The organism is Pseudomonas sp. 382 (genome assembly GCF_002759075.1).
In the GTDB taxonomy this organism is placed as follows: Bacteria; Pseudomonadota; Gammaproteobacteria; order Pseudomonadales; family Pseudomonadaceae; genus Aquipseudomonas; species Aquipseudomonas vlassakiae.
The window spans coordinates 1-16,873 of sequence record NZ_PEMX01000057.1 but is presented as its reverse complement, the minus strand read 5'-3'; the positions used below and the strand labels follow the sequence as shown (position 1 = coordinate 16,873).

General features: G+C 58.8%; 14 protein-coding genes and 3 pseudogenes. 10 read left to right on the top strand and 7 right to left on the bottom strand.

What is annotated here, in order from left to right:
• A partial coding sequence (locus CQW31_RS29545) for an IS3 family transposase (protein ID WP_135192744.1) occupies positions 1 to 109 on the top strand: 109 nt, incomplete at its 5' end.
• A 25-nt stretch (positions 110 to 134) separates the two neighbouring features.
• Here the strand turns inward: CQW31_RS29545 and CQW31_RS29540 are convergent.
• Positions 135 to 1,264 (bottom strand): annotated as a pseudogene (locus tag CQW31_RS29540) (IS4 family transposase); the annotation flags it as partial.
• 267 nt (positions 1,265 to 1,531) lie between these two features.
• On the opposite strand from CQW31_RS29540, the gene CQW31_RS29530 reads away from it, so the two are divergent.
• The 6 genes from CQW31_RS29530 (at position 1,532) to CQW31_RS31915 (ending at position 5,301) form a co-directional block, all read left to right on the top strand.
• On the top strand, positions 1,532 to 1,831 hold the full coding sequence (locus CQW31_RS29530; RefSeq protein WP_009681898.1) for a ribbon-helix-helix domain-containing protein: 300 nt from the start codon (positions 1,532 to 1,534) through the stop codon (positions 1,829 to 1,831).
• 242 nt (positions 1,832 to 2,073) lie between these two features.
• Positions 2,074 to 2,463 carry a hypothetical protein gene (locus tag CQW31_RS29525; RefSeq protein ID WP_009681897.1) on the top strand — a complete coding sequence of 130 codons (390 nt, stop codon included), beginning with the start codon at positions 2,074 to 2,076 and terminating at the stop codon, positions 2,461 to 2,463.
• Positions 2,464 to 2,487: 24 nt separating this feature from the next.
• A complete protein-coding gene (locus CQW31_RS29520) occupies positions 2,488 to 3,339 on the top strand; it encodes an alpha/beta fold hydrolase (RefSeq protein ID WP_033690130.1) in 852 nt (283 codons plus the stop codon).
• Positions 3,340 to 3,508: 169 nt separating this feature from the next.
• The gene (locus tag CQW31_RS31925) at positions 3,509 to 4,168 is read left to right on the top strand and encodes a hypothetical protein (protein ID WP_009681895.1); all 660 of its coding nucleotides are present in this window, start codon (positions 3,509 to 3,511) and stop codon (positions 4,166 to 4,168) included.
• Between the two features lie 50 nt (positions 4,169 to 4,218).
• Entirely contained in the window at positions 4,219 to 4,635 is a 417-nt protein-coding gene (locus CQW31_RS31920; RefSeq protein ID WP_009681894.1) for a methyl-accepting chemotaxis protein, read from the top strand.
• A 54-nt stretch (positions 4,636 to 4,689) separates the two neighbouring features.
• A complete protein-coding gene (locus CQW31_RS31915) occupies positions 4,690 to 5,301 on the top strand; it encodes a methyl-accepting chemotaxis protein (protein WP_236183104.1) in 612 nt (203 codons plus the stop codon).
• A 14-nt stretch (positions 5,302 to 5,315) separates the two neighbouring features.
• Here the strand turns inward: CQW31_RS31915 and CQW31_RS29510 are convergent, their stop codons facing one another.
• Positions 5,316 to 5,831 (bottom strand): Lrp/AsnC family transcriptional regulator, encoded by a 516-nt coding sequence (locus tag CQW31_RS29510; RefSeq protein WP_009681892.1) that lies wholly within the window; start codon positions 5,829 to 5,831, stop codon positions 5,316 to 5,318.
• 124 nt (positions 5,832 to 5,955) lie between these two features.
• On the opposite strand from CQW31_RS29510, the gene mdeB reads away from it, so the two are divergent.
• From mdeB to lpdA, 3 genes are all read left to right on the top strand, one after another.
• Positions 5,956 to 8,646 carry an alpha-ketoglutarate dehydrogenase gene (mdeB, locus tag CQW31_RS29505; RefSeq protein WP_047150276.1) on the top strand — a complete coding sequence of 897 codons (2,691 nt, stop codon included), beginning with the start codon at positions 5,956 to 5,958 and terminating at the stop codon, positions 8,644 to 8,646.
• Between the two features lie 86 nt (positions 8,647 to 8,732).
• Complete coding sequence (gene aceF / locus CQW31_RS29500) at positions 8,733 to 10,046, top strand: dihydrolipoyllysine-residue acetyltransferase (RefSeq protein WP_009681890.1); 1,314 nt, start codon at positions 8,733 to 8,735, stop codon at positions 10,044 to 10,046.
• 11 nt (positions 10,047 to 10,057) lie between these two features.
• Positions 10,058 to 11,851, top strand: a complete 1,794-nt coding sequence (lpdA, locus tag CQW31_RS29495) for a dihydrolipoyl dehydrogenase (RefSeq protein ID WP_009681889.1) — start codon at positions 10,058 to 10,060, stop codon at positions 11,849 to 11,851.
• 205 nt (positions 11,852 to 12,056) lie between these two features.
• On the opposite strand, the gene CQW31_RS29490 is transcribed toward lpdA, so the two are convergent.
• The 5 genes and pseudogenes from CQW31_RS29490 to CQW31_RS31415 form a co-directional block, all read right to left on the bottom strand.
• Positions 12,057 to 13,456, bottom strand: a protein-coding gene (locus CQW31_RS29490; RefSeq protein ID WP_371259966.1) for an IS3 family transposase whose coding sequence is annotated in 2 segments (ribosomal slippage) — positions 12,057 to 12,970 and positions 12,970 to 13,456 — 1,401 coding nt in all. Because the reading frame shifts where the segments join, the coding sequence is not laid out codon by codon here.
• 55 nt (positions 13,457 to 13,511) lie between these two features.
• Positions 13,512 to 13,625, bottom strand: coding sequence for a transposase (locus CQW31_RS32325; protein WP_080641052.1), 114 nt, complete (start codon positions 13,623 to 13,625; stop codon positions 13,512 to 13,514).
• A gap of 191 nt (positions 13,626 to 13,816) precedes the next feature.
• On the bottom strand, positions 13,817 to 15,238 hold the full coding sequence (gene ltrA, locus CQW31_RS29480) for a group II intron reverse transcriptase/maturase (RefSeq protein ID WP_042914345.1): 1,422 nt from the start codon (positions 15,236 to 15,238) through the stop codon (positions 13,817 to 13,819).
• 590 nt (positions 15,239 to 15,828) lie between these two features.
• Positions 15,829 to 16,749 (bottom strand): annotated as a pseudogene (locus tag CQW31_RS29475) (NAD(P)-dependent alcohol dehydrogenase); the annotation flags it as partial.
• A pseudogene (locus CQW31_RS31415) lies at positions 16,747 to 16,873 on the bottom strand (IS5/IS1182 family transposase); the annotation flags it as partial. The pseudogenes CQW31_RS29475 and CQW31_RS31415, both read right to left, overlap by 3 nt.

Here is a 16,873-nt window from a genome sequence, read left to right as displayed (position 1 = left end):
CGATTACATCGAGATGTTCTATAACCCAAAACGTCGACACAGCAGTGCTATGCAGCTGTCTCCAGTAGAGTATGAGAAACGCTATTTCCTGAGCTTGGAGAGTGTCTAGGAAACCAGGGGCGATTCACACAGTGCCGCACCAGCAGCTCGACCAGGGTATTTTTGAGCCGTGACACGCCTTGGGTGAAGTTGACTTTCCATCGCAGCTTGCGACCTTTGTGGCGCTGTTCGATGACCGGCTGTAGCAGGTGCTGCATCAACAGCGCCAGGTTCTTCAACAGTTGAGCGGCATGAAAGTCCTGCTTTACAGCGGTCACGCTGCGGCCGCTGAAGTTGTCCAGCGTCAGGGTTTGTTTGAGGCGACGGAAATCGGTTTCGATGCCCCAGCGGCGGTGGTAAAGCTCGGCAAGCACCTCAGCGGGAAAGGCTTCTCGATCCAGCAGCGAGGTCAGCAATACCTCGCTTTCGCCGTTGGCCAACTCGACCCGGATTAGTCTCAGCTCGATCTGGCTGGCAGGATCAACGCCAGCCTCGGAGCAGAACAGACATGCTTCAGGATGGTTGGCCACGAAAAGCTCTGTTCAACTTGGTCAGAGTGTAGAAACGCTTTGACCTGGGCGTTATAGCCACAGGGCAGGCGCATCAGAAAGTGCCGCTGTTGCTGCGCGAACAGCGCGAATAACCAGTGCCCAGGGTAACCACGGTCAAACAGCGTCAGGCTGTCAGCCGGCAGGTGCTCAAGGTGCAGATGGGCACAGTCGCGCTCGCCGACGGTCAGGGGCACGATCAGGCTATGCAAGGTTTGACCGTCAGCGACTTCGTAGAGTGTGGACAAGCGAGCCATGGGAAAGCCAGAGTGACTGCCAAAGAAGGTCGCCATGGTCGACTCCAGGGGTAAATGCACGGTCGAGCCATCCACCGCGAGCACCCTCAGCCCACGCCACTTCTGGCGCAGCCCTAAGCAGTCAATTTGTTGCTGCAGGAGGCGATTGAGACTTTCAAATACCTCGGGGTTGAGCTTTTTGCGCGCTTTGCAGAAGGCCTGCGCAGTGACCATTTGCGTCTCAGTCGACGCCTGATTGAGTACGCGATAGAACTGATCGAGTTCGGTTTGCAGGGCCGTGCGTGGCTGATTGAGCAGGAACAGGACGAGGTTCTTGAAGGTGAGCTGGCGTCGGAGGGTAAAGTCTTGAGGATTCTGGCGGTGGGCGGCGATGAAGGCGGGACAATCGAGCGGACTGGTTGTTTTTTGTACAATTTTCAAGTCAGGGTTTGGCTGGGGGTGTCAAGCGATGCGGTATAGGTAGTCAAAAGGGCTTCTCCCATGCACTGATTTGAGCGCTAATCATATGATATTATGGATAATTTCCAAAGTTGATGACATTGGGCAGCGGTCATTGCCTGGATTTCGAAATGAGTCTGTTGGGCAGAGGCAATACTGCAACCCTGGCTGGAGCGCCACGTGTAGTATTGGCCTATTACCCTTTTTGCCTGAAGAGGGAAATAATCCTTTTACCGGGAGGGCCTCAAAATGTGCGAGCTGTATATCAAAGCCGATCCAATACTGTACGAATCTCGGTCACGCTCGTTGCGTATACACGGCGTGATCACGACTCTGCGACTGGAAAACCAGTTTTGGGACATCCTCACAGAGATGTCCGCCGTGGAAGGCCTGACCACCAACCAGTTGATCACCAATCTCTATGAGGAGATCACCAAAGCGCGCGATGAGGCGATGAACTTCTCCTCATTCCTACGGGTTTGTTGCACTCGATACCTGGCTCAACAGCGCAGTGCCGCACCTCTTAAGCTGGTAAACCGCAGCGCCTGATTTTAAGCGATCGATACAGGAGCTGCGATCTATCTGTTGGTGCCGGCGACAAATTGACACAGTTGCTGACATGTCATTGACCCAGTCTGTTCTTCTTCGCGAATCATTGCCTTTGCTGGATTTGTGCTAACTTGGAGGTGGGTGAGTCTTGCATCAGCACACGGGTCAATTCGGCATTGGCGTCAACAGTTCGATGACCGATGACTGATTTTTCGAAAAAAGTACAAAAAGAGGAGAAAGTCATGGATACACACGTACAATCTTGGGCCCAAAAATTTCGCGAGCATTCTGATTCTGATGCCACGATCCAATCAATGGGTAAGTACTTCACGTGTACGTACATGCTCGACATGGAAACTGCAAAAGTCATCGTTGATATGCGCGATGGCAAGGTCAACGACATTAATGTCAACCCCGCCCCCCTCGATAGCTACCAATTCGCCTTTCGGGCAAGTGCCGCCACGTGGAAAAAATTTGGCATGGAGACGCCACCGCCAATGTTCCATGGTATCTGGGCGGCTTCGTTCCGGGAGGATTTGAAGATGGAAGGCGATCTGCTTGTGCTAATGCAGAACCTTCGCAACATCACCATTCAAATTGAATTGCTTCGTAAAACCGGCGTACCGGTTTAATCAGAATCTCGTCGGAGAAGAAACATGTCTCGAATTTCACCGGTAACAGGACATTATGTAACCCTCGAGGTGGACGGTTGCGAATACAAGGTGTTTTACAACCAAAATGGCAGCGGCCAACCTTTAATCTGCCAGCACACTGCTGGATGCCACAATCATCAATGGCGAGATCTGCTCGAAGACGATGATATTACGAAGGACTATCTGGTTATCGCCTACGATCTTCCGCGTCACGGGAAATCAGATCCACCTCTTAATAAGGAGTGGTGGAAAGAGGAGTACCGTCTCACGGCCGACCACTACGTAAACTTCATCGTTGCCCTCTGCGACGCGCTCGAATTGGAGAATCCGATCTTCATGGGTTCTTCATTCGGAGGCAATGTCGCTCTGCAGCTCGCTCTACGTCACCCGGACAGATTCAAGGCGGTGATACCGGTCGAAGCTGCTGCGTATGCGCCAGGATTCTACCTTGACTGGTGGCATCACCCCCATGCCAATGCCTCACAAGTTTGCGCAAGCGGAGTCTGGGATTTGATGGCGCCAATGTCGTCAGACAAGGACCGTTGGCTAACATGGCATTACTACAGTCAGGGCGCGGAAGCGTTCAAAGGTGATCTCTACTTCTACTCAGTCGATCATGATTTGCGGGACAAGCTTGGACAGATCGATGGCGAGAAGTGTCCAGTAGTGATGATGACCGGGACCTATGACTATCTGACTCCTCCTTCCGCGACCAAAGAAACGGCCGACCAGATCAAGGGTGGGTCATTCATTGAGATGGAGGACATCGGACATTTCCCTATGAGTGAAAACTACCCAGTGTTTAAAAAATACCTGGTAGAGGCTCTGCAACGTATCGATACCCAATTAACCTGACGTACCCACTGGTGACTCTGCCGCACCATCTCCAATTGGAGATGGTGCAGCTTTTCACAAAATATCTAGTTACAGGCTATCGGAACAAAGTCGGATTCCGCGTCATCGACTAGGCGTTGCCGCCACAGCGTTCTATGCCTTCAACGTGCTCGAAGTGCGAGCTGAGAAGATGAACGACGTCGCATCCGTCGAGTCACTGATGCTGCAAGCGCAGGTAGCGGTAAAGGCGTTTGGCCTGGAGTTGGCTGAAGACGAGGCTAACACGGTTGTCGGCCTAACCGATGAGCTCGTCTCGTTGCTGGAGAGGTCCCAGGTGGAGTCCGGGTCGGGCGACTCCGTGGAGGCGGCAAAAATCTATCTCGCCCAGTTCAAGCGGTACGCTCAAGCCCAGCGTGATGCTCGCGAAGCTCGCCTGCGCATGCAGCAGTTGGCCCAGGTGCTTGGCGAGCGGTTCACCGTGGTGATGCTGGATCAGCTCGACGCGGTCAACCTCCTGGCCTCGCAGGCGCAGCCGGCTGATTCGGTGCGTATGCTGCAGCTTGAACAAGCCTCCACGCTGCGTGACAAGCTGGCAAACCTGCGTGACAGCGAACTCTATTTCACTCTCGACGGCAGCACAGATGTGCGCAACGCCTGGGAGGCGAGAGTTATTGAACTGCGCTCGTACATGGAAAACTTGGAGCTGCGGCTTGAGGGTTCAGAGCGGGAGTCGTTGACCCAGGCGAGTACGGCGCTGGCGGAATACAGCGCCGCATTCAACGGTTATGCCGCAAGTCGTGATCAAGCCAGCGATAGCCAAGACGCGAGAATGACGCTGCTGACAGGGTAAGCGCACTGCTTGGCGCGGCCCACATCGCGCAGGTGCAGGCTTCGCAGTCGATGAGCCAGCGGGTATCCCGGCTGCTTGGGGGGATTGTGCTGTTGGCGCTTGGCTTTGGCATCGGTGCCGGTCTGCTGATTCGCCACTTGATCCTGCAGCCGCTGCGTCAGGCCGGTGAGCTTACCCGGTTCGTGGCATCTGGCGATCTCAGCGCACAGATCGATGCGGCCAGACGACGTGATGAGCTGGGGCATCTGCTCGGCAGCGTCGGCGTCATGCTCGACAGTCTGCGTGGGCTGATCGGCCGGATTGGCCAGGGTGTCGGGCAGTTGAACCAGGCCACCAGCGGCCTGGTTCAGGTGACTGAGCGTACTCGTGAGGGAGTCGACTTGCAGCACGAGGAGACTGAATTAGCGGCCACCGCCATGCAACAGATGGCCGCCACCGCGCAGGATGTCGCGCGCAATGCCAGTTAGACCCGCGATGCAGTCGAGCAGGCCAATAGGCAGGCGGGTAAAGGCAAAGAGTTGGTGCGTCAGGCGACGACCAAGATCGGTCACCTGGCACAGGAAATGAGCGGCTGTTCCGAGGCAATGGGCTCGCTGCTTAACGAGAGTGCGGCGATCGGCAAGGTTCTCGATGTGATCAATACCCTGGCCGGGCAAACCAATCTGCTGGCCCTGAATGCGGCGATTGAAGCAGCACGGGCGGGCGAAAACGGTCGGGGTTTCGCTGTCGTGGCGGACGAGGTGCGCCACCTGGCGCGGCGGACACAAGCTTCCACTGATGATATTGCCACTAGCATCAAGCAGCTGCGTACGGTGGCCGAGCAAACAGCCAGCCGCTTGCGAGGGAGCCACACGCTGACCGGCGAGAGTGTGGTGCTTGCCGAGCAGGCGTCACAGGCTTTGCAGGAAATCGCCGCGGCAGTCTCGACAGTCGAGCAGATGAGTCAGCAGATCGCTGCGGCGGCCGAACAGCAGAGTGCGGTGGCCGAACAGGTTGGCGAAAGCATGGAGCGAGTACGGGCGGTCGCTGAGCAAAGCACCGCGGCGAACGGCTTGCTGGAAACGTCAGTGCGCGGGTTGGAGCAGGTGGGCGACGCCCTCAACGCGGCGGTTGGAGGTTTTCGCACCACCTGAAGTGGGGGGGGGGGTTATTTATGCCGAAGTTTGCCGGTGCCTGTTTTAGTCGAGTCTGTGCGGGGAAGTGGTAGTGCCGTTTTGTATTTGACCTGTTTGAGCGCGAAACTCGAGCGAATATTTGCGACGCCCGGGATCTTGGAAAGTTGATTAACAATAAATCGTTCGAGTGCCTGTACATCGGGTACCACAACCCGGATCAGGTAATCAGCGTCGCCGGTCATTAGATAGCACTCCATGACTTCCGGGTAGTTTTGTATCGCCTCTTCAAAAGTCTCTAATGCGCGTTCTACCTGGCGCTCCAGCGTAATTTGGATAAATACACTGACGCTCAGACCTAGTTCATAAGGGTCAAGCAGGGTTACGTAACGACTGATCAAACCCGATTCTTCTAATGCCCTCACTCTTGTCAGGCAGGGCGAGGGCGATAGATGCACGCGGGATGCGAGTTCGACGTTGGTGAGTCGAGCGTTGGCCTGCAGTTCTTCGAGGATGCGCAGGTCTATTGAGTCGAGTTGTGCTTGCGGCATGTTACGCCTCATTTGTGTTGATTGGCAGCATTATATGCCGAAAATTGGTAGTAATGAAGATTAGTACGGCGGCATGTTCTGTCGGTTTACCTCTAAGCTAACAGTAACAAGAGCGGAGGCAGATATGGGTGTGCTAAACGAAAATTCGATAACTGGGTCAGTGGCGTCTATGGATATTGACCGAGATGAAACACGGGAATGGCTGGAGTCGTTAGAGGCCGTCGTGCGCGATGGTGGTTCCGAGCGTGGCCAGTTTCTGCTTAAACAATTAGAGCAACACGCAAGAGCACTTGGCATCACCTCGCATGTGCACCCGTACTCGGCTTATCGGAACACAATTTCGATTGAAAAGCAGGGGCCCTATCCAGGCGACCTTGCTGTCGAGGAACGGATTACTTCCATCATTCGCTGGAATGCACTGGCCATGGTAGTGCGCGCCAATCAGGCTTACGGGGATTTGGGTGGGCACATTGCGAGTTATGCATCTGCCGCCGAAATCTTCGAGGTCGGTTTTAACCATTTCTTTCGTGCCAGTGATGAAAAGCACGGCGGCGATCTGGTGTTTTACCAGCCGCATTCGGCACCTGGCGTTTACGCCCGGGCGTTCCTCGAGGGACGTCTGTCGGAGGAGCAACTGGCCAATTACCGCCAGGAAGTGAGCGGCAATGGCCTGAGTTCTTATCCACACCCGTGGTTGATGCCCGATTTCTGGCAGTTCCCCACCGGCTCGATGGGTATTGGCCCGATCAGTGCCATCTACCAGGCGCGTTATATGCGTTACCTCGAGCATCGCAATCTGGCCGAAACCGCCGACCGCCATGTGTGGGGGGTGTTTGGTGACGGCGAAATGGATGAGCCGGAGTCCATTGCCGGCCTCACCCTCGCCGCACGGGAAAAGCTCGATAACCTCACCTTTATCGTCAACTGCAACTTGCAGCGTCTGGATGGCCCGGTGCGTGGCAACGGCCAGGTCATTCAAGAGCTCGAAGCGCTGTTTACCGGCGCCGGCTGGAATGTGGTCAAGGTCATCTGGGGCTCGGACTGGGATCCGTTGTTTGCGCGGGACAGCAGTAATGCCCTGTTGCAACGCTTTGCCCAGACCGTCGATGGTCAATATCAGACCCTCGGCTCCAAGGACGGCGCCTATAACCTGCTGCACTTCTTCCAGCAGGATCCGGAAATCCAGGCGTTGGTCTCGCATATGTCCGATGCCGATATCGATGCGCTCAAGCGCGGCGGTCACGACTTCCGCAAGCTGTATGCCGCGTTCGCTGCAGCCAAGGCGCACAAGGGGCGTCCGACCGTGATCCTGGCAAAAACCAAGAAGGGGTACGGCATGGGCGGTGCCGGCGAGTCGCGCATGACCTCGCACCAGGCCAAGAAGCTGGATATCGATGCACTCAAGGCATTTCGTGATCGCTTCGCGCTGCCACTGTCGGACGACGACGTCGCGCAACTGCGCTTCTATCGTCCGACTGAGGACAGTCAGGAAATACGTTACTTGCAAGAGCGCAGAACGGCGCTGGGCGGCTATATGCCGGCGCGGCAGAAGGGCAAAGAGCACGTCGCCGTGCCGGCCCTGGCCGACTACGCACGCTTTGCCTTCGAAGCCGACGGCAAAGAAATGTCCACCACCATGGCCGTGGTACGGATGCTCGGTGGTTTGCTTAAAGACAAGGAACTGGGTCCCCGCGTGGTGCCTATCGTCGCCGACGAGGCACGCACCTTCGGCATGGCCAACCTGTTCCGCCAGATCGGTATCTACTCGCCGCTGGGGCAACTGTACGAGCCGGAAGATGCCGGCTCGATGCTGTATTACCGTGAAGCCAAGGATGGTCAGTTGCTGGAGGAGGGCATTACCGAAGCCGGTGCGCTGTCTTCCTGGGTAGCGGCTGCGACCTCCTACAGTGCCCACGGCAAACCGATGCTGCCGTTCTACATCTATTACTCGATGTTTGGTTTCCAGCGAGTCGGCGACCTGATCTGGGCAGCGGCCGACCAACGTGCCCGCGGCTTCTTGCTGGGCGCTACCGCCGGGCGTACCACCTTGGGTGGCGAAGGGCTGCAGCACCAGGACGGCAGCAGTCATGTTATGGCCGCCACCGTGCCCAATTGCCGCGCCTACGATCCGGCGTTCGCCGGCGAGCTGGCGGTGATTGTCGATCACGGCATGCGCCAGATGATGGAGCGTGATGTCGACGAGTTCTACTACATCACCGTGATGAATGAGAACTACGCTCAACCGTCGCTGCCGACCGGCGTCGAGGATCACATCATTCGCGGCATGTACCGTTATGCCGCGACCGATGCGCCGTCGCCGCGTGGCGCGGTGCGGTTGCTGGGAAGCGGCACCATCCTGCGCGAAGTGATCGCCGCGTCCGAGCTGCTGGCTGCCGACTGGCAGGTGTCGAGCGAGGTGTGGAGCGTCACCAGTTTCAGCGAGCTGGCGCGCGAGGCGCGTGATGTGGAGCGCCACAATCGTCTGAATCCTGCTGAGCCGGAACAGGTCAGCCACCTGTGCGCCTCCCTCGCAGGCACCGCGCCGGTGATTGCTGCCACCGACTACGTTCGTGCCTGGCCGCAACTGATCGCCAGCTACGTCGATGCGCGTTTCATAGTCCTGGGCACCGACGGCTTTGGCCGCAGTGATACCCGCACCGCCTTACGCAGTTTCTTTGAAGTGGATCGTCACCAGGTGGTTCTCGCCGCCCTGGACGGTCTGGTGCGTGACGGCACGCTGCCGCGTCAGGTGTTGGCTGACGCCATTGGGCGCTACGGCCTGGATGGTAGCCGACCGGCGCCGTGGGCGCGCTAACGGGTTGTCTCTTCGTTCGCGCTCGATGAGCGTTCCATCCGCTCCCTGTAGGGGGAGCGGATCCACTTTCTTGGCGACGGTTAGTCATGAGTGAAATCAGAGAAATTCAAGTGCCGGATATCGGCGACTTCAAGGACCTTCCGGTGATCGAGGTATTGGTCAAACCGGGCGATACAGTGGCGTTCGACGACCCTTTGCTGACTCTGGAATCGGACAAGGCATCGATGGATGTGCCGAGCCCTGTGGCCGGCACCGTGGTGTCGGTCAGCCTCAAGGTAGGTGATCGGGTTTCCAAAGGCAGTGCCATGCTCAGGTTGCAGATGGCCGCCGATGAAACGCCTGCCGCTGCGGCGCCAGTGAATACCCCAGCAGTGGCGGATGCACCGGTGAGTGCAGCGCCGGCCCCCGTGGCCGCCAGTCCGGCTGCACCGGTGCCGGTGGCAGCTGTTGCGCCAGCGGTGAGTACGCCAGGTCTGAAACCCCATGCCAGCCCTTCGGTTCGCAGCTACGCGCGCAAGCTGGGTGTAGACGTAACCAAGGTGGTGGCTACTGGCAAAGGCGGGAGAATGCTTCGCGAGGATGTCGAACGCTTCGTCAAAGATGCCCTGGTTCGCCTGGACAGCCCCGTGCCTGGCTCGGGCAACTCAGGTGCCGGGCTCAATCTGCTGCCGTGGCCGGACGTCGATTTTGCCAAATTCGGTACCATCGAGAAGGTCGCGCTGTCGCGGATCAAGAAGATCTCGGGTGCCAACCTCGCGCGCAACTGGGTGATGATTCCCCACGTTACTAACAACGAAGAAGCGGATATCACCGAGCTGGAAGCGTTCCGCGTGCAACTGAATAAGGAAGGCGGCAAAGACGCGATCAAGTACACCATGTTAGCGTTTCTGATCAAGGCAGCGGTGGCCACGCTGAAAGCCTTCCCGCAGTTCAACAGTTCGTTGGGCAACGAAGACGGCGAGCCAATCCTAGTGTTGAAGCAGTACTACCACATCGGTTTTGCCGCCGACACGCCGAACGGGCTGGTGGTGCCGGTGATTCGCGATGCCGATCAGAAAGGCATCGGCCAGATCGCCAGCGAATGTGGCGAGCTGGCGAAAAAAGCCCGCGACGGCAAGCTGGGTCCCGCCGAGATGACCGGCGGCACCTTTACCGTTTCCAGCCTGGGCGGCATTGGCGGTACCGGCTTCAACCCCATCATCAACGCGCCAGAAGTGGCGATCCTCGGCGTTACCCGTGCGCAAATGAAACCGGTGTGGGATGGCAGTGGGTTCGCCCCGCGCCTGATTCTGCCCATGGCCCTGTCCTGGGATCACCGCGTGGTCGATGGCGCTGCTGCGGCCCGTTTCCTTCAGCACCTGGCTGCTCTGTTGGTTGATTTCCGTCGAATTACGCTGTAAGGGGCTAGCTCATGAGTCAGGTTTTTGAAGTGAAGATGCCCGGTATCGGCGATGCCGCGGCCATGCCGGTGATCGAGGTGCTGGTCAAGGTAGGCGATGTGGTGAACGTCGACGACCCGATCTGCGTACTGGAGTCCGATAAGGCTACGATGGATGTGCCGTCTTCTGCCGCTGGCGTGGTCAAGGAAGTGCTGGCCAGCGTCGGCGATAAAGTGGCCGAAGGCGCTGTGCTGTTGAAGCTGGAGTCGGAGGCGGCTGTTGCGCCGTCTGCGTCCGCTCCCGTGCCCGCTGTTGCAGCCTCGGCGCCTGCTGTCGTGCCCACAGCGGCTGCTAGCCATGCCGGCAGCTCTGATCTCGAATGCGACGTGCTGGTTCTGGGCGGAGGCCCTGGCGGCTACTCCGCCGCCTTTCGCTCCGCCGATCTGGGCCAGAAAACCATAATCGTGGAGCGTTATGCTTCCCTTGGCGGCGTATGCCTGAACGTGGGCTGCATTCCGTCCAAGGCCTTGCTGCATATCGCCAATGTGATGGAAGAGGTGCCCCATCTGGCAGCTCTGGGTATCGAGTTCGGTGCCGGCGCAGTCGATGTCGGTAAGCTGCGCGCGCACAAGGAATCGGTGGTCAACAAGCTGACCACCGGGCTCGCTGGAATGGCCAAGGGCCGCAAGGTCGATGTGGTGCGTGGCTTTGGGCGTTTTCTCGATCCCCACCGTATTGAAGTGGCCGTTTCCTCGGGCTCCGGCCAGGAGCAAACCGGCGAGAAGAAGGTCATCCGCTTCAAACAGTGCGTGATCGCCGCCGGCAGCCAGGCGGTAAAACTGCCCTTTATGCCGAATGATCCACGCATCGTCGACTCCACCGGGGCGTTGGAACTGCGTACCGTGCCCAAACGCATGCTGGTGGTGGGCGGCGGGATTATCGGCCTGGAGATGGCGACTGTTTATTCGGCGCTTGGCGCCCGTATCGACGTGGTCGAAATGCTCGACGGCTTGATGCAAGGGCCTGACCGCGACCTGGTGAAAGTCTGGGAAAAATACAACAGCCACCGTTTCGATAATGTGATGGTGAAAACCCGCACGGTAAAAGCCGAGGCCAGCGAGCAGGGCATTTGGGTGAGCTTCGAGGGTGAAAAGGCCCCCGCTGAGCCGCAATGCTATGACTTGGTCTTGGTGGCGGTGGGGCGCAAACCCAATGGCAACCAGATCGATGCCGACAAGGCTGGTATCACCGTGGGTGAGCGCGGCTTTATCGCCGTGGACAAGCAGATGCGCACCAACGTGCCGCATATCTTCGCCATCGGCGATATCGTTGGCCAGCCCATGCTCGCCCACAAGGCGGTGCACGAGGGGCACGTCGCTGCCGAAGTGGCAGCAGGCGAGGCGCTGAGCAATGCCGAGCTGGCGCGTAGCACCTTTGACGCATTGCAAATTCCTGGCGTCGCCTACACCAACCCCGAGGTGGCGTGGGCTGGTCTTACTCAGCAGGAAGCCAAGGACAAGGGCATCAAGGTCGAGGCCGCGGTATTCCCCTGGGCCGCTTCAGGCCGGGCGATTGCCAATGGTCGCGATGAGGGCTTCACCAAGCTGTTGTTCGATGCCGAGACCCATCGGCTGGTCGGTGGCGGCATCGTCGGCACCGGCGCGGGCGACCTGATCAGTGAAGTGTGCCTGGCCATCGAAATGGGCGCCGACGCCGTGGATATCGGCAAGACCATCCACCCCCATCCAACACTAGGTGAGACCGTGGGCATGGCGGCGGAAGTCGCCCATGGTAGTTGTACCGACCTGCCAGAGGCACGTCGCTGAGACGCGGAGGAGATGACAATGAACAGCTGAAATTAGGCAATCACGGCTGACTTGAGTCAATGGGTGGGCCGAGAGGAGCTGCGCTCCGACTGCCTGTCCGAATGAGCGTGGAACAGGTGTCCGGATCAGCGTGGGCTGAGTGTCCGAATGGCGTGGAATCCGCAGTACGTAATAGCCACATGTTACCCACCAGATTTTCATGCTGTCATCCTGAGCGCATAACAACACCACAGGAAAACCTCAGGCACACGATTGGTGCCAGCACCCAGTTCCTGATGTTGCCGCTCCAGCGCTCCGGGTGCCGTGCACGCGCCGCCTCGTACAGCTCGATACGCTTGCGCAGCAACTCTTCCGCTTGGCCAGTATGTCGCTGCGCCGGGGTCACGAACTTCAGGGCGCTGTGGCGATGTTCATGGTTGTACCAGGCCACGAAGCTGTTCACCCAGTTCCTGGCCTGCTCCAGCGTGTCGAAGGGCCGCTCCGGCCGCTCCGGCCACAGCGGGCAGTACTTCGCCGTGCGGAACAAGGCCTCGGCATAGGCGTTGTCATTGCTCACCCGCGGGCGGCTGAACGAGGGCATCACACCCAGGTTCTGCATGGCCGCCAGCATGGTCGAGCCCTTCATCGCGCTGCCATTGTCCGAGTGCAGTACCAGCGGCTGGCCTGCTCGCTGTTCACGTAAGCAGGCCTGGCGTAGCAGCTGGGCGGCCTGATCGGCGCTTTCACTTTCATGCACCTCGTTGGCCACCAGCTTCCGGCTGTAGACGTCCTTGATCATGTACCAGTAGAAGTAACGGCCCTTGACCGTGGTCGGCAGCCAGGTGATGTCCCAGCACCACAGCTGGTTCGGGCCGTCGGCCACATGGGTCGTCAGCGCTCGTTTCACCGGTGGGCGGCTACGGCCGCGCGGATGCTGCTGTTCGGCGTCCTTCAGCAACCGGTAAAAGGTCGACTCCGAGGCCAGCCAGGTGCCCTGATCGGCCAGCCGCGCCACGATCTGCTGCAGCGACAGGCCCAGTTCGGCGCAGGCCTGCGACCGCCGCGCTCCCGCCGCCACGGCGTCCTCGATCAACTGCAGCGTTCCACGGCGATCCGGGGCGCTGATCACTCGTCCTCGTCCTTCCCCCAGAGCGCCTCGGCTTTTTTTCGCAACACCAGCAGAGCCGCGGTTTCTGCCAGCGCCGCATCCTTGCGCCGCAGTTCACGCTCCAGCTGCTTGATGCGCTTCTTCGCGGCCTTTTCCTCTTCGCGTTCGCGCCGGGTCTTGCTCGGCTGAGCCAGGCTGTTGGCCTGCTCGCAGGCTTCGCGCCAGGCGTTGATCTGCTCGACATACAGGCCTTTGCGCCGGCAGTACTCCGCCAGCTCAGCCGCATTGAGGCTGGCGCTTTCCAGCACCACCCGAAACTTGTCCTGGCTCGACCACTGGTCGGCCTGCTGTCCATCTCCCGGCACCACTGCTCCCGCTGCTCTGGCCTGTTTGCGCCAAGCATACAGGGTGGCATCAGTAATGCCTGTCGCTTCCACCAGCTCCGGCACCGTCCGGTTCAAGGGCGGCATCATCTGCCGCACCACCCACTCCCGATGCTCTATCGAATAACGCGCCACACGGCTCTCACTTCCGCCCACCGAACAAGACTCATCGAATCAACTCACACGACAACTATCCTGACGCGGCGGGGCGGATGGCAACGCTGGAAACGGTCGCACCGGGTTGCAGGCATTCCTGAACAACCTGGGCCTTGAACGGTTTGGGGTAAGAGCTTCGTTGGCGCATGGAAATCCCGGCGATAAGGGCTATCGCGTCCGCTTAAAAATACGCGGACACCATCGCCCTTAATGCTGGAGTTCGGAAGGTGACTTGGCCGGACGCTTACCTCAGAACGGCGCTTTCTTGATCGAGTAGGAGGCGGGTTCACACCCGCCGTCCTCTCACACCACCGTGCGTACGGTTCCGTACACGGCGGTTCAGGTTATGCGACTAAGCCGGTTGATCGTATCCAGTATCGAGACCAATCCGAGTTGATCCCACAGTTTCTTCGGTAGGGCCTGATTCACATGTGGCGCACCCGAGTTCCACCATGGGCCTCGGCCATTGAAAGCAGATTTACAAGCACGCTCTCGGCTTAGACCCAGACGCATCAGGTTGCTGATCCTCGTAGAGGGTTGCTTCCATTGCCGCCAGATGACACAGCGAAGTTTGTGCCTGATCCACCCGTCCAGCTCTTCTAGTGGGCGCCTGCTCTGACTGAGCTTGAAGTAACTCGCCCAGCCCCGTACCACGGGGTTCAGCCGCTCGATGATATAGGCCACCTTGCGGCCTCGCGCCCCGCGCAGCAGCTCCTTGAGCCGACTGCGCAGGCGACCAAGGCTCATCGTCGCTACCCTCAGCCTAGGCTGTTGATGCCAGCTCATCCCATAACCCAAGTAGTCGCATTTCCACGCCCGTGCCACTTGGCTCTTCTTCCTGTTCACCGTCAGTTTCAGACGCTCTTTCAGGAAGCGCTCGACGCTGGTCAGTACTCGCTCGCCTGCCCGCTGACTACGTACATAGATGTTCGCATCATCGGCATAGCGCACAAAACGGTGCCCCCGCCGCTCCAGTTCACGGTCAAATTCGTTGAGCAGGATGTTCGACAGCAACGGCGAGAGCGGGCCGCCTTGCGGCGTCCCTTCCTGCCGTGGGCTGACGACACCGCCCGACATGACCCCGGCTTCAAGGTAACGGCGGATAAGCCTGAGCACGCATTTGTCTTCGACACGGCGCTCGATACAGGCCATGAGTATGTCGTGGTTGACCCGATCAAAGAACTTCTCCAGATCAAGTTCCACGCACCAGCGATGGCCCGCCCCCACATGGGAGCGGGCCGTTTCGACGGCTTGATGAGCGCTTTTGCCCGGACGAAAGCCATAGCTGTAGTCCGAGAACAGCGGGTCAAAGATTGGCGTGAGCTGTTGCTGCAGGGCTTGCTGGATCAGGCGATCCACGACACTGGGAATCCCCAGTTGCCGGGTACCGCCCTGCGGTTTGGGAATTTCGACCGCCCGCACTGCCTGGGGATGGTATTCACCAGCCAGCAACCTGGCCTTGAGAGTTGGCCAATACTGTTTCACATAGCCAGCCAAGTCAGCGACCGTCATGCCATCGGCACCCGGTGCTCCCTTGTTGCTGACCACACGCTGATACGCACGTTTGAGGTTGGCCGGTGCAAGCACCCGCCCCATCAGCGTGTCCGGCTCCGCGTTCGTCCACGCCACAGACGCCGTCGATGCCTGCGCACTGCCAGCCGTCACTCTCGGATTCTGTCCGGAACTTGGGGTCACAGTTCTCCCTCGGAGAAATTTCTGCTTTTCGACATTCGACGAGACTCTGGCGCCTACTGGCGGCATAACCTGTTCGGCCCTTGGTGGCGCGGTTAACTGCCACTTACTACGGCTTCGGCTGACTTCTGCACGTCCATCCCGTCGCCTCTTGACGCTCGGTAGCACAATGGCAAACGTGCAGATCTCCCAGGGTAATTCGCGTGACCTTCCTGCTTATGCCTGTCGGATCTACGTCGCAGCGTTCCGTGCAAGTATCGGGCTTTGAAGATATTGGCCTTCTCACCCCGCTGCGCCGCCTCTATCCGCTTCCTGTTCGTCAGGCCAGCATTTTGCCTCGGGCTTCCTTCAGATTCGCAGTCGCCCGCGACACCCTTGCCTCTGGCTAACACTTCCCCTTGCCGGGTGTGTAGAGGACTTTCACCTCCAAGTCACCCGCTTGGCCACCATAGTCAAGCGGGTTGCGCTGACGCGCAACGCGCCATGCCTGGCGCACCAATCAAAAAAGCCCGATACGCTGTATCGGGCTTTTTGGTTACTGAGCTAATCGACAGTGAGCAAGCCCAGTTCAGGACCTGGGTTACCTAGGGTCTGTTGCCGTTTCGCGAACGGCCGCGTCGAAACGGCAACAGACCCTAGCGATCAGGAAGCAATCCTGCCTAGATATCGAGGCAGATCTTACCGAAGTGACGATTACTTTCCTGATAGCGGAACGCCTCAACAATTTCGTCCAGCGGAAAATGGCTATCGATAACCGGACGCATGCCATTGGCATCGATAGCCCTGATCATCTCCTGCTGCTGGGTACGGTTTCCAACCAGCACACCCTGCAGTCGCAACTGCCGTGTCAGCGCAGTAACGATGCTCAGCTCCCCGGCAACGCCGGTAAGGATACCAATCACAGAAATATGCCCACCAACACGTGCCGCAATCATCGACTGCTCCAGGGTCGCGGGTCCGCCTACTTCGATGACGTGGTCAACTCCCCGATCATTGGTTAACTCACGCACTTTCTCGCCCCAGTTGGGCGTACGGCGATAGTTGATCAGGTGGTCGGCCCCCATGGCCTTCAGCCGCTCCAGCTTCTCATCGCTGGAAGAGGTGGCAATGACCGTCGCGCCGGCCATTTTGGCGAACTGAAGCGCGAAGATCGAAACCCCGCCGGTACCCTGTATAAGAACGCTGTCCCCAGGCTTCAACGAATCGTCGGCCATCAACACGCGCCAGGCGGTCAGGCCGGCCGTGGTAAGCGTTGCAGCCTCAGCATGAGTCCAGCCCTGGGGCGCCTTGGTAAAAGACGTGGCTCGCGCCGTAACGGCTTCCCGAGCATAACCATCGACACCATCGCCCGGCACCGTTCCAAAACCCTCCTGCTGCGGCTCGCCATCAAGCCAGTCAGGAAAGAACGTACTCACGACCTGATCGCCTACGGCGAACTCGGTGACTCCCTCACCTAAGGCAACCACCTCTCCAGCACCGTCTGCCATGGGAATCCGCTGCACGCTCGGCCCCCACAGGCCGCTTACGACGGCAAAGTCATGGTAATTAAGGGAACTGGCACGCAGCCTTACTGTAATTTGGGGAGAGCTACGAGTTGACTGGGAATCGAGAACAGCGGCTGACGGCTTTTCATCACGATCCATCCGCTCTCGCCACTGGGCACGAAGCCGGTCGTGCATTTGCTCAAACTTGCCCTGAGCGCTC